Origin of the sequence: Bacillus sp. SLBN-46, from assembly GCF_031453555.1 — a bacterium.
In the GTDB taxonomy this organism is placed as follows: domain Bacteria; phylum Bacillota; class Bacilli; order Bacillales; family Cytobacillaceae; genus Neobacillus.
Window position 1 is genome coordinate 2794295 of record NZ_JAVIZM010000001.1, and the last position, 13585, is coordinate 2807879.

The 13585-nt window shown below is 39.0% G+C and carries 16 protein-coding genes; all 16 read left to right on the top strand.

Annotation, left to right across the window (positions count from 1 at the left end):
- Window positions 1-102: 102 nt before the first annotated feature.
- The 16 genes from QFZ87_RS14425 to QFZ87_RS14500 all read left to right on the top strand — a co-directional run bounded on the left by QFZ87_RS14425 (window position 103) and on the right by QFZ87_RS14500 (window position 13544).
- Window positions 103-1575, top strand: a complete 1473-nt coding sequence (locus QFZ87_RS14425; protein WP_309862472.1) for an NCS1 family transporter — start codon at window positions 103-105, stop codon at window positions 1573-1575.
- A 27-nt stretch (window positions 1576-1602) separates the two neighbouring features.
- The gene (locus tag QFZ87_RS14430) at window positions 1603-1818 is read left to right on the top strand and encodes a hypothetical protein (protein ID WP_309862474.1); all 216 of its coding nucleotides are present in this window, start codon (window positions 1603-1605) and stop codon (window positions 1816-1818) included.
- 88 nt (window positions 1819-1906) lie between these two features.
- Window positions 1907-3523 carry a PucR family transcriptional regulator gene (locus QFZ87_RS14435; protein ID WP_309862476.1) on the top strand — a complete coding sequence of 539 codons (1617 nt, stop codon included), beginning with the start codon at window positions 1907-1909 and terminating at the stop codon, window positions 3521-3523.
- A gap of 152 nt (window positions 3524-3675) precedes the next feature.
- The gene (locus QFZ87_RS14440) at window positions 3676-5142 is read left to right on the top strand and encodes a CoA-acylating methylmalonate-semialdehyde dehydrogenase (protein WP_309862478.1); all 1467 of its coding nucleotides are present in this window, start codon (window positions 3676-3678) and stop codon (window positions 5140-5142) included.
- A gap of 60 nt (window positions 5143-5202) precedes the next feature.
- The gene (locus QFZ87_RS14445; protein WP_309862481.1) at window positions 5203-6558 is read left to right on the top strand and encodes an aspartate aminotransferase family protein; all 1356 of its coding nucleotides are present in this window, start codon (window positions 5203-5205) and stop codon (window positions 6556-6558) included.
- Between the two features lie 321 nt (window positions 6559-6879).
- Window positions 6880-7830 (top strand): DNA-binding transcriptional repressor DeoR, encoded by a 951-nt coding sequence (locus QFZ87_RS14450; protein ID WP_309867883.1) that lies wholly within the window; start codon window positions 6880-6882, stop codon window positions 7828-7830.
- Between the two features lie 5 nt (window positions 7831-7835).
- Complete coding sequence (pduL, locus tag QFZ87_RS14455) at window positions 7836-8495, top strand: phosphate propanoyltransferase (protein ID WP_309862484.1); 660 nt, start codon at window positions 7836-7838, stop codon at window positions 8493-8495.
- A 5-nt stretch (window positions 8496-8500) separates the two neighbouring features.
- On the top strand, window positions 8501-9229 hold the full coding sequence (locus QFZ87_RS14460; protein WP_309862486.1) for a hypothetical protein: 729 nt from the start codon (window positions 8501-8503) through the stop codon (window positions 9227-9229).
- A gap of 13 nt (window positions 9230-9242) precedes the next feature.
- Window positions 9243-9542 carry a EutN/CcmL family microcompartment protein gene (locus QFZ87_RS14465; protein WP_309862490.1) on the top strand — a complete coding sequence of 100 codons (300 nt, stop codon included), beginning with the start codon at window positions 9243-9245 and terminating at the stop codon, window positions 9540-9542.
- Window positions 9543-9544: 2 nt separating this feature from the next.
- Entirely contained in the window at window positions 9545-10972 is a 1428-nt protein-coding gene (locus QFZ87_RS14470) for an aldehyde dehydrogenase family protein (protein ID WP_309862493.1), read from the top strand.
- Window positions 10973-11088: 116 nt separating this feature from the next.
- A complete protein-coding gene (locus QFZ87_RS14475; RefSeq protein ID WP_308084172.1) occupies window positions 11089-11367 on the top strand; it encodes a BMC domain-containing protein in 279 nt (92 codons plus the stop codon).
- Between the two features lie 8 nt (window positions 11368-11375).
- On the top strand, window positions 11376-12218 hold the full coding sequence (tpiA, locus tag QFZ87_RS14480) for a triose-phosphate isomerase (RefSeq protein WP_309862496.1): 843 nt from the start codon (window positions 11376-11378) through the stop codon (window positions 12216-12218).
- On the top strand, window positions 12215-12670 hold the full coding sequence (gene rpiB, locus QFZ87_RS14485) for a ribose 5-phosphate isomerase B (RefSeq protein WP_309862498.1): 456 nt from the start codon (window positions 12215-12217) through the stop codon (window positions 12668-12670). The genes tpiA and rpiB overlap by 4 nt, the downstream gene beginning before the upstream one ends.
- Before the next feature lie 47 nt (window positions 12671-12717).
- A complete protein-coding gene (locus QFZ87_RS14490) occupies window positions 12718-12990 on the top strand; it encodes a EutN/CcmL family microcompartment protein (protein ID WP_308083965.1) in 273 nt (90 codons plus the stop codon).
- A 15-nt stretch (window positions 12991-13005) separates the two neighbouring features.
- Entirely contained in the window at window positions 13006-13281 is a 276-nt protein-coding gene (locus tag QFZ87_RS14495; protein ID WP_308083966.1) for a BMC domain-containing protein, read from the top strand.
- Complete coding sequence (locus tag QFZ87_RS14500) at window positions 13281-13544, top strand: EutN/CcmL family microcompartment protein (RefSeq protein WP_308083967.1); 264 nt, start codon at window positions 13281-13283, stop codon at window positions 13542-13544. Before QFZ87_RS14495 ends, QFZ87_RS14500 begins: the two co-directional genes overlap by 1 nt.
- Window positions 13545-13585: the final 41 nt, after the last annotated feature.

Below are 13585 nucleotides of genomic sequence, written 5' to 3' on the forward strand. Positions count from 1 at the left end.
CTGAGCAGTTGCTCCCTTTATTATTTTTTATTTTATTTGTCGGTTGTTTGAATTTTGGGATGGTACATTCTATAAAATTAAACCGAAACAAGGAGTGTTTACATGAAAAAAAGCCATTTAAAATCACCAGATTTATTACCAATTCATCAAAAAGACCGGACGATTACTAGATTAGGGTATTCGTTCATGTGGGTAGGAATGGTCGTTGTACTTGCAACGTTTGCAATAGGCGGCGCAGGAGTAATTAACCTATCATTGCCATGGGTTATTCTCGCAACTGTGATTGGAAGTCTCGCGATTGGTTTCTTCATTTCTTTAATTGCGGATATTGGAATCGAACATGGTATATCTTTTCCTGTTTATATGAGAGCACCGTTTGGGACGATTGGCACTCATATCCCATCGATCACCCGTGGTGTAACAGCATCAATGTGGTTTGGTATAAATACCTATTTTGGTGCAACAGCGATGAATGGTATTTTAAATATTTTATTTGGCTTTGATAATTGGTTTGTTTGTTTCCTTATTTTTGCCGTCGTTCAATTAGTCAATACGGCCCTTGGAATAAAATCTATTGAACGGTTTGCCGATTTAGCGGCCCCTATTATTCTTATTATTTCATTATGGATGTATGTGACATTATCGGATCAGGCAGCAAGTGCAGGAAGAGATGTTTGGAGCTGGGTGGAATCACCAGTTACAGGTGGTGCAGCTTTTTCAGCCTTTTTAGTTGTTATATTTAGTAACATGGGCTTTTGGGCTACATTAAGTGCGGATATTCCTTCTATTTCTCGTTTCATTAAAGCACCTATTAATGAAAAGAATTGGTTTAAGCGAAATAAAGGCTCATTAATTGGCAATCTTATAGCAATGCCATTAACTCAGACCTTTATGATTATCATTGGTGCCGTTTCTTATATTGCTGTATTAAATTATGACCCCGTTGTGGCACTACAAAAAGCAGCAGGCGGATTTATCCTAGCTATTTTATTATTAATGATTGTATTAGCTCAATGGTCTACAAATACTGCAGCAAACGTGGTTCCGGCAGCAACAATTTTCTCAAATGTAGGTGGTCCAAAGTTTCCATTTTGGGCAGGAGTAATCACAGCCGGCGTTGTTGGAACAATCGTTCAGCCGTGGACATTATTTGGGGTTATTATTCCTATTTTACTCTTTGTAGGTGGGATTCTTTCAGCGATTGTCGGTATCCTGTTTGCTGATTATTACCTGCTGCGTAAACGACGTGTAAATGTGCCAGAATTATACGAAGACAAAGGTCAGTATAAATACATGGGCGGAGTGAATCTAGCAGGTTTTATTGCTTGGGTAATTGGAGCTGTAGCATCTTATTTTGTACCGAATTATGGTTTCTTAGTAGGATTCCTAGTTGGTGCGGGAATCTATTATGTTCTAGCAAAATACTGGTGGTTCCAAAAGTATCGTCAAGCAGAAATTGAAGATCCAAGTGATGAAAAATATTTAGGTATATCTGTTGGCCGCGATTGGGTAATCGAGGAAAATGCCTACGAAGCTGTCATTGAAGAAATTCCTAATAATGTTGATTTATACTAAATTAGGCTTATTGGAGGGATGGATAGGATGTCAGAGCATCAACAATTTTTAGATGAAAGAGATAAAATTGACTTTCTCATCCAAAAAGGATGCAGGATAAGCGGTGTGAGAGAGCATTTAAATGGCGCTTCGGTTGACTTCGTACATCCAAGTGGAAACGTAACTGAAACACTTCATATTGGTACAGCAAATGCAAGAAAATATTTTTCAAGTTTATTAATCAAACAGAATCAAGAAATCTAAGAAATTACATTTGAAAGAAAAGGATTGGTGGAAGTGCCAATCCTTTCTTTGCTACTATTAACTTCTTAATATTTAAGGAGATAAATCTATGAAAGAACACTTTCAGTTAACGGTTGCAGATGTTTTTAAAAGAAAGCATTTTGAACATGCCAGAGTTATTGCAGGTGAGGGAGGAATCCATCGAATTGTTAAATGGGTTCATGTCGTTGAAGTAACGAGTATCCGTAATCTGTTAAATGGGAACGAGCTAATTTTATCCACAGGTGTTGCTTGGAAAGATCATGTCGATTTATTTGTCTCACTTGTCAAAGAGTTAATCGAAAACAAGGCTGCTGGATTATGTATTGAAATAGGAACATATATTACGGAGATACCGGGCGAAGTAACTTCATTAGCAGATGAACATCAATTCCCTATTATTGTATTTCAACAGGAAGTTCTGTTCGTTGAAATCACGCAGGATCTTCATTCGACCATTATTAATCAGCAATATCAAAAGATATCTGATTTAGAGAATTATTCTCAAAGCTTAAATAAACGATTATTAACGATTGAAACATATGAAGATATTCTTCAATTTATATTTTCAGCACTAGATCTGCAAATCATCTTTCGACTGAAGGACAATGAGCATGAATTTGTGCCTGAGATCAACCGCAATGAACAAATTGCAATTATTAACCAGTTAGAAAAATCAAAGACACAACCATGTGAATGGATTGCATCCTCGCCCATTTTTTTATTCGGTCAAGAATACGCTGAATTGTTTATCTATTCAGAGGCTATTCCCGTTAGTGAATATGATTTGTTGATTCTAGACCGAACAGCAACCGCATTAGCTCAGCATTTATTAAGAGATTTGTTTGTTGAGGAAAAAAAGCGAGTGGAAGAATATGAATGGCTTCATGGATGGTTAGAGGGCGAGCATGCACTTGAGGACATACACGAATATCTAATTGAAAATGGGATAAAAACAAAATCGAGTGATGCAGCAGTCTTAATTACCAAACTCATTTCCTTTAAAGATAAACTTAGTCAGGATGTTACCTATTTAAAATTATTATTTCGTTCTGTATTCGAACAGAATGGGTTTGCTGTTATCTTTGTGGAAAAACGAAATGAAATTACCTTTATCCTTCTAAATAATCGACCGAAGAAAAATCTTAAGGAACGAATTAAAAGGTCCATTGATTCCATTCAGGACTCAGAATTCGTTAGAAAACAGAGTTCTGCAAAGCTTATTATTGCTGCTGGTAAATTTATTCAAGCATTCGATGACATACATAAGAGCTATCAAACGGCAAAAGAGACTCTTCGGATTCAGCAAAAAATGACAAATAAACAAATTTATCATTTTTATGAAGATTTACATTTATATCGTCTGATTTCGCAAATGAGTAAACATACTGATTTACAGGAGATTGCCTCTGAATACCTTCAACCAGTGATTCAGTATGACCAAAAATATAATGGTAAGTTGCTAGAGACATTAAAGGCATACTTAGAATGTAATGGTTCGAAACAAGAAACCTCCAATAAGCTTTTTATAGTTAGACAGACACTCTATCATCGTTTACAAAAGCTTGAGAATTTGTTAGGAGAGGACTTTATGGAACATGAAAAACGGATAGCTATTGAATTCATGCTACTTGTTTATGATTACTTGGCCGCCTCTCAGCCAAAGAAAATAAATCAGGTGCTTTAAACCTAGGAACATGTTCATTTTGTCGAAGAAATACTTCTTTATGTTTTACGGAATGTCTAATGAATGCGGGAAGTAGTTTCGAGATAATAAGAGTATAAGTTATAAATTAACCGAATTTTACAATTATATTTGAAGAATGAGGAGGATAAAACATGAGCGTAACAAAAAACGAAACAATAGTACTTAAAAATTTTATTAACGGTGAATGGGTAAGTTCGAACAGTGTGCAAACCCTAGATGTCCCTAATCCAGCCACGAATGAAGTAATCACTAAGGTCCCAGTGTCTTCAAAAGAAGATGTAAATCTTGCTGTAAGCGCAGCTAAGGAAGCATTTAAAAAGTGGAAAAACGTACCTGTACCAAAGCGTGCTAGGATTCTATTTAAATATCACTATTTATTAACAGAAAATCATGAGGAATTGGCTAGATTGATTGTTCAAGAGAATGGAAAGGCTTACAAAGAGGCTTATGGAGAAGTTCAACGTGGTATCGAGTGTGTTGAATTTGCCTCAGGCGCTCCTACTTTAATGATGGGTGAAACCTTATCTGGTATTGCGGAGGATATCGATTCAGAAATGTTCCGTTACCCATTAGGTGTTGTTGGCGGAATTACTCCATTCAACTTCCCAATGATGGTGCCTCTATGGATGTTCCCACTAGCCGTTGCATGTGGAAACACCTTTGTATTAAAGCCATCTGAACGGACACCTATTTTAGCTAATCGATTAGCCGAGCTCTTTACTGAGGCAGGAGCACCAAATGGGGTTTTAAATGTAGTGCATGGTGCACACGATGTGGTTAACGGCTTACTAGAACATAAGGATATTGCAGCAATCTCCTTTGTAGGTTCACAACCGGTCGCAAAGTATGTATATGAGCGTGCTGCAGCAGAAGGAAAACGTGTTCAAGCACTCTCCGGAGCAAAGAACCACCACATAGTTATGCCAGATGCCGATATGGATAAGGCGGTACAACATATCATCAGTTCTACATTTGGCAGTGCAGGTCAACGCTGTATGGCATGTAGTGCCGTTGTCGTGGTGGGAGACAATGAGCCGTTTGTAGCAGCATTAAAGAAAAAGGCGGATGAATTAATTATCGGAAATGGTATGGACGATGAGGTATTATTAACTCCTATTATTCGTAAAGAACATCGTGATAAAGTACTCACTTACATTGAAAAGGGAATTTCTGAAGGTGCTGATTTAATCAGGGATGGCCGAAGAGAGATGGATGAACTTCCAGAAGGGAACTTCTTAGGACCTACCATCTTTGATCGTGTTACCCCTGATATGACAATTGCAAAGGACGAAATCTTTGCTCCTGTCTTAAGCTTACTACGAGCAAAGGACTTAGACGAGGGATTGGAATATATTCGAAAATCTAGGTATGGAAATGGTGCAACCATCTATACAAATAATGCAAAAGCGGTTCGACAGTTCCGTGAAGAAGCAGACGCAGGGATGCTTGGTATCAACGTTGGGGTCCCAGCAACAATGGCCTTTTTCCCATTCTCAGGCTGGAAGGATTCATTCTATGGTGACCTTCACGTCAACGGAAAAGACGGGCTAAACTTCTATACACGTAAAAAAATGATTACTTCAAGGTTTGACGCATAAACATGGTATCTATAATACTTTTGGTGTCAGGCACCATCTAAAGAATTGGGGGTATACGAGATGGTTCAAACAAGTCGACCGAATGAGACGTTATTGGAGCAGGATGATAAGTATGTTTGGCATTCGATGAAGCCATATAATCCGAAGGCAACGATTGTTGCGTCAAAAGCTGAAGGTTCATGGGTAACCGATGCAGATGGTAAACGCTATTTAGATGCGATGGCTGGACTGTGGTGTGTGAACGTCGGCTATGGCAGGACTGAGCTGGCTGAAGCCGCATATGAACAATTAAAAGAGATGGCATATTTTCCACTTTCACAAAGCCATGTACCAGCTATAAAATTAGCTGAAAAACTAAATGAATTACTTGGCGATGAATACGTCATCTTTTTTTCAAACAGCGGGTCGGAGGCAAACGAAACAGCCTTTAAAATTGTACGCCAATACCATCAGCAAAAGGGTGAAAATAATCGCTATAAAATCGTTTCCCGTTACCGTGCTTATCACGGAAACTCTATGGGGGCTTTAGCTGCAACAGGGCAGGCTCAAAGGAAATACAAATATGAACCACTTGCACCAGGGTTCATTCACGTCTCACCACCGGATTCCTACCGAGACGATACAAATGTGACAGATGCAAGGGAACTTTCCTCTGTAAAAGAAATTGATCGGACAATGACTTGGGAATTAAGTGAGACGATTGCTGCTATGATTATGGAACCAATTATTACCGGTGGAGGAGTTCTTGTTCCACCAGATGGGTATATGAAGGCAGCAAAAGAGGTTTGTGAAAAACACGGTGCCCTTCTAATTGTGGATGAGGTTATATGCGGCTTTGGCCGTACAGGTAAACCATTTGGTTTTATGAACTACGGTATAAAACCAGATATTATTACCATGGCCAAAGGGATTACAAGCGCCTATTTACCACTTTCAGCGACTGCCGTCCGAAGAGAGATTTATGAAGCCTTTAAAGGATCGGAGGAATATGATTACTTCCGTCATGTGAATACCTTCGGTGGAAATCCAGCAGCTTGCGCACTTGCTTTGAAAAATCTTGAAATTATGGAAAAGGAAGAACTGTTTGATCGTTCAAGGGACCTAGGTGAACAGTTATTAAATGATTTAACTAATCTTCTCCAGGATCATCCCTATGTAGGGAATGTTCGTGGAAAAGGTTTGTTAATTGGGATTGAACTAGTTAGAGATAAAAATACAAAGGATCCTTTGGACGCTGAAAGGGTCAATCAAGTTATTGCCTATTGTAAGCAGGAAGGGATATTAATCGGTAAGAATGGAGCAACGGTAGCTGGTTTTAACAATGTTTTAACCTTAGCGCCACCATTGAATATTGAGCACAAGGATCTACAATTTATCACTAAAACACTTACAGAGGCCCTGAGAAAAATTGAATAGAAGATATATGAGAACATTTGTCACCTTACATTTTGTAACTGACAAATGTTCTTTTTTTCATGAAAGAAAATGTTCACGAAATGGACATAACAGGAAATATCTAGGTCAATTCTATAATCAAGAGAAAAAAATGTCGAAATACTCCGAAAGAGTGATTGACAGAAATGGAGCATCGGTTATAATTAAATTGGCAAATGTTCATCCAAGATTTACATAATTTCATTTATCTTTATTTTTTTATCAAAGATGTAACCGTTTACTTGTTTGAAAAGAAAGGGAGTTTCAAATTTTCATATTATTTAAGATTAGGTGAATGTACTTATGGCGGATGAAAAAATTTCGCGCCTCGTTGAAGTGGCTAAATTGTATTACCAATTAGACTATAGTCAACAGGACATTGCGAAAAAGTTAGGTATTTCCCGCCCCACCGTCTCAAGGCTTTTGATGCAAGCCGTCCAGGAAGGCGTTGTTCATATTAAAATATGTGATCCGGCTGAGGATGTTCAGGAACTCGCAGCACAGGTTAAGGAGCTTTTTCAATTAAAACATTGTATTGTCGCTCCAATCCCTGAGTACGAAGATGAACTGATAAAAGATAAGCTAGGAGAAGTTTCCGCGGGTTACTTAAATGACATTGTCCAAAGCGGCGATACCATTGGAATTACTTGGGGAACAACCCTTTTTCAACTAGTGAAAAATTTGCAGCCTAAGAACGTGAAGGATGTCACTGTTGTCCAGCTTAATGGTGGGGTGAGTTACTCAGAGTCAAATACTTATGCTTCAGAAATTATCAATGGATTAGCCAATGCATTTCATACGACACCTCATTTTTTACCTGTTCCTGCTGTTGTTGACCACATTGTTGTCAAGCAAGCAATCATTGCGGACAGGCATGTCAACAAAATATTAGAACTAGGGAAACAGGCAAACATTGCTATTTTTACAGTGGGTGAGCCGGGGGAAAACTCTACTTTGATGCATGCAGGCTATTTTTTAGACAATGATGTAGAAATTCTCAGAGCGAATAATACGGTTGGGGATATATGCTCTAGATTTATTGATATTGAAGGGCGTATAAGCCATGAAGCTTTAAATGATCGAACAATCGGTATTGAGCTCTCCCATTTAGCGGAAAAAGAGTTTGGCATTCTTATTGCAGGAGGAAATTCAAAAATTGATGGGATCTTTGGTGCCTTAAAGGGCAAGCATGCCAATGTTCTCATAACCGACCAATATACTGCCAAGGCTTTACTCGAAATGGGAGGTGATTAGCATTAATGGATAAAGAAAAAATTAGAGTACTAGTTGAAGAGATTGTCAAAGCCACTCTAAAACAACCAAAGCAAATACCTATAGCAGCTTCGAACCGGCATATTCACTTATCGCCCGAACATGTGGACAGATTATTTGGAAAAGGTTATCAATTAAACAAGCTGAAGGATTTGTCACAACCCAATCAATTTGCAGCAAAGGAAACAGTCACATTGATTGGTCCTAAGGGTAAGATTCAAAATGTCCGAGTTCTTGGTCCTGCTCGGGGAAGTACACAAGTGGAAGTATCCTTATTTGATGGCTTTACATTAGGTGTAAAACCTCCTATTCGTAACTCCGGTGATATTAAAGGATCAGAGGCTATTACGATTCAAGGACCCCGAGGACAAGTCACGATTAATGAGGGTTTGATTTGTGCAGCTCGCCATATTCATATGCATATAAGTGATGGTGAAAGTTTTGGTGTTTCTGACGGAGATCGTGTTCAAGTAAGAGTCGAGGGTGAACGCGGAGTTATTTTTTCAAATGTACTTATTCGTGTTTCACCAAAATACAAACTTGAAATGCATATCGATATTGATGAAGCAAATGCAGCAAACATCAAAAATGGACAGCTTGGTGAAATTGTAGCCATTGAAAGTCGAGTGCAAGTGAGCGGGGGTTGATGCTGGTGGATATCCAATCACAGATTAAAATATTAGTCCAGCAAGTGGTGGAAGCTTACTTAAAAGATAAAATACTAGAGAATGAGAAAAAGCCGATTGCTATTCTATTAGGTTATCAATCTCCAAATCCTTCTCATGTTTTGGAAGCGATTACCCCGCTCCTTAATACTTACGAAGTAAAATTGATTGTATCAAAAGAGTGGGCTAACTCATATTCAACTATTAGCGAACGACCATTTGTTTTATTAGAAGAGATTAATCAGCAAGAATTGACTACGATTATTGAAGAATCATCCGTTCTTGTGGTTCCTGCTGCTTCCTATCAATTGTTATCCAAGCTGGCATTAACAATGGATGATGAGCTGGCAGTTTGGGTTGCTATTCAATATCAATTACTTGGAAAGCCTGTTGTTATCGCAAGCAATGGGGTAGAACCAAATGTTTATCAACAAATTCATGCTCCACATACTGTTCAGGAGCGCATACAGTCTTACATAAGACAGATTCAGACTGACCAGGTGAAATGGGTACCGTTAAATAAGCTTACTCAAACGGTGGAACATCAATTTACTGCTTACGAAGAAAAGCAGTCCCTTATTCTAGCGAAGCATGTGGAAAAGGCCTTTCACACAGGATTAAAGGAACTAGTTGTTCCGCTAAGGAGTAAGATTACTCCTTCAGCAAAGGATTTAGCGAAAGAATTAAAGATTGTGATTACGAAATCAGACGCTTGAAAGGAGGGACGCAATGATTATTTGTAAGGTAGTTGGTTCCATTGTATCCACCACTAAAGCAGAGAAGTTGACTGGGAAGAAACTTCTTATTGTACAGCCATTAGATATGAAGAGTATCGAGGAAGACGGAAAACCATTCGTTGCTATTGATACTGTAGGATCTGGCGTCGGAGAGGTTGTATTACTAGTCAGCGGAAGCTCAGCAAGACAAACCGAAATTACAAACGGTGTCCCCGTTGATGCGGCAATTGTAGGGATTGTCGATCAAATTGAAATACAAGGGTCATTAACCTTTAAAAAAGGAGGTAATTAATTTTGCAAATAAATGAAACCGATATCAAAAAAATGGTTGAACAAGTGCTTCAGCAATTAGGTCAAAACCAAACGGCTGATACACCTGCTTCCCCACAAAATGATATTAGCTTAGGCGATGGTGTGTTTGCAACTGTTGACGAAGCTGCAGCTGCAGCAAGAGTTGCATGGGAAAAGCTTCGTAAACTGCCATTGTCAACAAGAAGACAAATGATTGAAAACATGAGAGAAACAAGCCGCAAGCATGTTAATGAATTAGCACAGCTTGCAGTAGAAGAAACAAAACTTGGTAGAGTCGGAGATAAAGTTGCCAAAATTCTTTTAGCAACAAATAAGACACCTGGCGTGGAAGACCTAGTTAGCACCACTTATTCTGGTGATGATGGTTTAACACTTGTTGAATATGCACCAATTGGAGTATTTGGTTCCATTACACCTTCTACGAACCCGGCAGCAACCGTTATTAACAATTCGATCTCATTGATTGCCGCAGGTAATACGGTTGTTTACAATCCACATCCAAGTGCAAAACAAGTTTCAATTAGAACACTTAAACTTTTAAACCAAGCGATTGTAGCAGCGGGCGGTCCTGAAAATACTCTAACATCGGTGGCAGCACCTAATTTAGAGACGTCAGCACAAGTCATGAACCATCCAAAGGTTAACGCACTTGTGGTTACCGGCGGAGGACCTGTTGTAAAAGCAGCGATGTCTGTAGGTAAAAAAGTAATTGCAGCAGGGCCAGGTAATCCTCCTGTTGTTGTAGATGAAACAGCGATTATTTCAAAAGCAGCAGCAGATATTGTTAAGGGTGCAAGCTTTGATAACAATGTACTATGTACAGCTGAAAAAGAAGTATTTGTTGTTGACAAGGTGGCTAATGCCCTTAAGGCAGAAATGGTAAAGAATGGGGCTATTGAACTTAAAGGCTTCCAATTCGAAAAACTACTTGAAACAGTCCTTGTGAAGAAAAACGATAAGTTTTATCCAAACAGAGACTACATTGGAAAAGATGCCTCTGTTATTTTACAAGCTGCAGGCATTCAAGCAGGTCCAAACGTGAAGCTCATTATTGCTGAAACGTCAAAGGATCACCCATTAGTGATGACAGAAATGTTAATGCCAGTTTTACCGATTGTCAGAGTTCCTGATGTCGATAAAGCCATTGAGTTAGCCGTTATTGCTGAAAAGGGTAACCGTCATACAGCGATTATGCACTCACAAAATGTAACCAACTTAACAAAAATGGCACAAGAAATTCAAGCGACCATTTTTGTTAAAAATGGTCCATCTGTTGCAGGACTTGGCTTTGAAAGTGAAGGATTCACCACACTAACCATTGCAGGCCCAACAGGTGAAGGATTAACTAGTGCTAAAACATTTACGCGCCAGCGCCGCTGTGTTTTAGTTGATGGATTTAGAATCATATAGTGGGGTGTTTGTAATTGGCTAAGGCAAAAGAAGAAAAAACCGTCACTTCACAAGAAGAAAAAGCAAAAAAACAAGAAAAACCAAAATTAGAGGTTATAACTAAAGGAGGAAATAAAATGAGTCAAGAAGCATTAGGAATGATCGAAACAAAAGGTTTAGTAGGTGCAATTGAGGCAGCAGATGCTATGGTTAAAGCTGCAAACGTAACGTTAGTTGGAAGAGAATTAGTTGGTGCTGGTCTTGTTACTGTAATGGTTCGCGGTGATGTAGGTGCCGTTAAGGCTGCAACAGAAGCTGGTGCAGAAGCAGCTCAGCGTGTGGGCTCATTACTATCTGTACATGTCATTCCACGTCCAAACGGAGATGTAGAAGGTATCCTACCAAAGACTGAATAAGGGGCAACATGATGGAACAATCCATTGAAAGCTATATCAAAAATTTGGTAAGAGATGTCATTGGTCAGTCTCTAGGTGAACTTCAGCTTCAAAACGATCGGCAAACCTATGTCATTGCCAATTGGAAAATGAATAAAAATCTAGCTGAGACTGCTGAATTCTTCCAAAAAATAAAAAGTAGTAATGATGTTTCAGTAGTTGTTTGTCCTCCGACACAGCTCCTGTATCCAGCCCATCTTTTTATCAACCAATCAAAGAAGCCCATTGGGTTGGGTGGGCAAAACGTACATTGGGCAGATAAAGGTGCCTATACAGGGGAAACATCCATCAGTATGTTAAAGGATGTGGGCTGTGATTATTGTATCATCGGACACTCCGAAAGAAGACAATATGCAGGTGAAGATGATCAACTAATTAATCTAAAGGTTAAGCAGGCGATTCAGGCTGGCATTACCCCCATTATCTGTATTGGAGAAACACTAGAAGAAAAAAATTCAATGCAAACAGAACAAGTTTTATCAACCCAGCTATTCGGTGCATTGAAAGAAATTGCTTCCAGCAATTTTATTCTAGCGTATGAACCGGTATGGGCAATTGGAACAGGTCAATCTGCTACAGCTGAACTTGCCCAGCAAACCCATTCTTACATTCGATCAATTTTAACAAATATGATTGGACAAAAAGCAGAAAACATCTCGATTCTTTACGGTGGATCTGCAAATGAAAGCAATGCAGCCGAGTACAGTGCAATGCCTGATATCGATGGTGTTCTTGTAGGAGGAGCTAGCTTACATGCACATTCATTTGATGCAATTATCAATGTATTTGCCAAAGGAGAACAAAATCAATGAAAAAAGTGGCAATCGGTTGCGACCATGGTGGATACGAACTTAAAGAAAAATTAAAAGCCTATTTAACAGAATTAGGCTATGAATATTTAGATTATGGATGTAAGGCCAATGAATCAGTAGATTATCCGGACATCGCTTTCCTTGTAGGTGAAACAGTCGCTACAAATGAAGAGTATGTAGGGATTATGATAGATGGAGTCGGCGTTGGCAGCGGAATGGTATTAAATAAAATACCAGGTGTACGCGGTGCCGTTTGCTGGGATTTATCATCGGTAATAAACAGCCGTGAACATAATAATGCAAATGTGCTATCCATCGGCGGTCAATTTATTGGTGAAGGTCTTGCCAAGCAATTAGTAAAAACATGGTTGGATACAGATTTTGCTGGCGGACGTCATGACCGTCGAGTAACGAAAATCATGGAAATAGAAAGCCGTTTCTTAGGGCGTTAAATTTTTCTAAAGATGCCTTAAAGGAATTCTAGAAAGCAGGTTTTAAAATGTTTGTAGCCAAAGTGATTGGAAATATGGTCTGTACACATAAAAATGAAAATTTAAAAGGGTTAAAGCTTCTGATTGTTCAACCAGTAGATGATCAATTGAATGATAAAGGCAAACCACTTGTGGCTATAGATACGATTGGACAATCAGGAGAAGGAGACCTCGTTTACTTAGCAAAAAGCAGAGAATCTTCCTTACCACTAAACAAAGATTTGGTCCCGTCAGACGCGGGGATATTAGGAATTATCGACTACTATAATGTAACTAAATGAATGGAGGAAATATAAATGAGTAACGCATTAGGAATGATCGAAACAAAAGGTTTAGTAGGAGCTATTGAAGCAGCAGACGCAATGACAAAAGCAGCAAACGTGACATTACTTGGAAAAGTAAATGTGGGCGGAGGCTTAGTATGTGTAATGGTTCGTGGTGATGTTGGTGCAGTAAAAGCAGCAACTGAAGCAGGTGCGGATGCAGCTGGGCGTGTTGGAGAATTCTTATCAGTTCATGTAATCCCAAGACCACACTCAGATATCGAGAAAATTCTTCCTGTAGCAAAATAATGAAACTAGCAAAAGTAGTAGGGAATGTCGTTTCAACGATTAAAACACCCAGTCATCAAAATAAAAAGCTCATGGTTGTCATCCCAGTTGACGCATCAGGTAAAGAATGCGGTGATGCAATGATTGCGTTTGACCGCTTTCATGCAGGGGTTGGCGATTATGTGCTGATACTAGAAGAGGGTGGATCGGCAAGAGATATTTTAGAAGACCCAAAAGGTTCTTTTGATGCGGTCATTGCCGGTATCGTTGATCGATTACATTAATGTGAGGTGAGCACGATGCAAATTGAAGCATTGGTTGAACA

Excerpts from the sequence above, each read along its gene's own strand:
- QFZ87_RS14425 (WP_309862472.1), top strand. The coding sequence starts at position 103 with ATGAAAAAAAGCCATTTAAAATCACCAGATTTATTACCAATTCATCAA.
- QFZ87_RS14430 (WP_309862474.1), top strand. The coding sequence starts at position 1,603 with ATGTCAGAGCATCAACAATTTTTAGATGAAAGAGATAAAATTGACTTT.
- QFZ87_RS14435 (WP_309862476.1), top strand. The coding sequence starts at position 1,907 with ATGAAAGAACACTTTCAGTTAACGGTTGCAGATGTTTTTAAAAGAAAG.
- QFZ87_RS14440 (WP_309862478.1), top strand. The coding sequence starts at position 3,676 with ATGAGCGTAACAAAAAACGAAACAATAGTACTTAAAAATTTTATTAAC.
- QFZ87_RS14445 (WP_309862481.1), top strand. The coding sequence starts at position 5,203 with ATGGTTCAAACAAGTCGACCGAATGAGACGTTATTGGAGCAGGATGAT.
- QFZ87_RS14450 (WP_309867883.1), top strand. The coding sequence starts at position 6,880 with ATGGCGGATGAAAAAATTTCGCGCCTCGTTGAAGTGGCTAAATTGTAT.
- pduL (WP_309862484.1), top strand. The coding sequence starts at position 7,836 with ATGGATAAAGAAAAAATTAGAGTACTAGTTGAAGAGATTGTCAAAGCC.
- QFZ87_RS14465 (WP_309862490.1), top strand. The coding sequence starts at position 9,243 with ATGATTATTTGTAAGGTAGTTGGTTCCATTGTATCCACCACTAAAGCA.
- QFZ87_RS14475 (WP_308084172.1), top strand. The coding sequence starts at position 11,089 with ATGAGTCAAGAAGCATTAGGAATGATCGAAACAAAAGGTTTAGTAGGT.
- tpiA (WP_309862496.1), top strand. The coding sequence starts at position 11,376 with ATGATGGAACAATCCATTGAAAGCTATATCAAAAATTTGGTAAGAGAT.
- rpiB (WP_309862498.1), top strand. The coding sequence starts at position 12,215 with ATGAAAAAAGTGGCAATCGGTTGCGACCATGGTGGATACGAACTTAAA.
- QFZ87_RS14490 (WP_308083965.1), top strand. The coding sequence starts at position 12,718 with ATGTTTGTAGCCAAAGTGATTGGAAATATGGTCTGTACACATAAAAAT.
- QFZ87_RS14495 (WP_308083966.1), top strand. The coding sequence starts at position 13,006 with ATGAGTAACGCATTAGGAATGATCGAAACAAAAGGTTTAGTAGGAGCT.
- QFZ87_RS14500 (WP_308083967.1), top strand. The coding sequence starts at position 13,281 with ATGAAACTAGCAAAAGTAGTAGGGAATGTCGTTTCAACGATTAAAACA.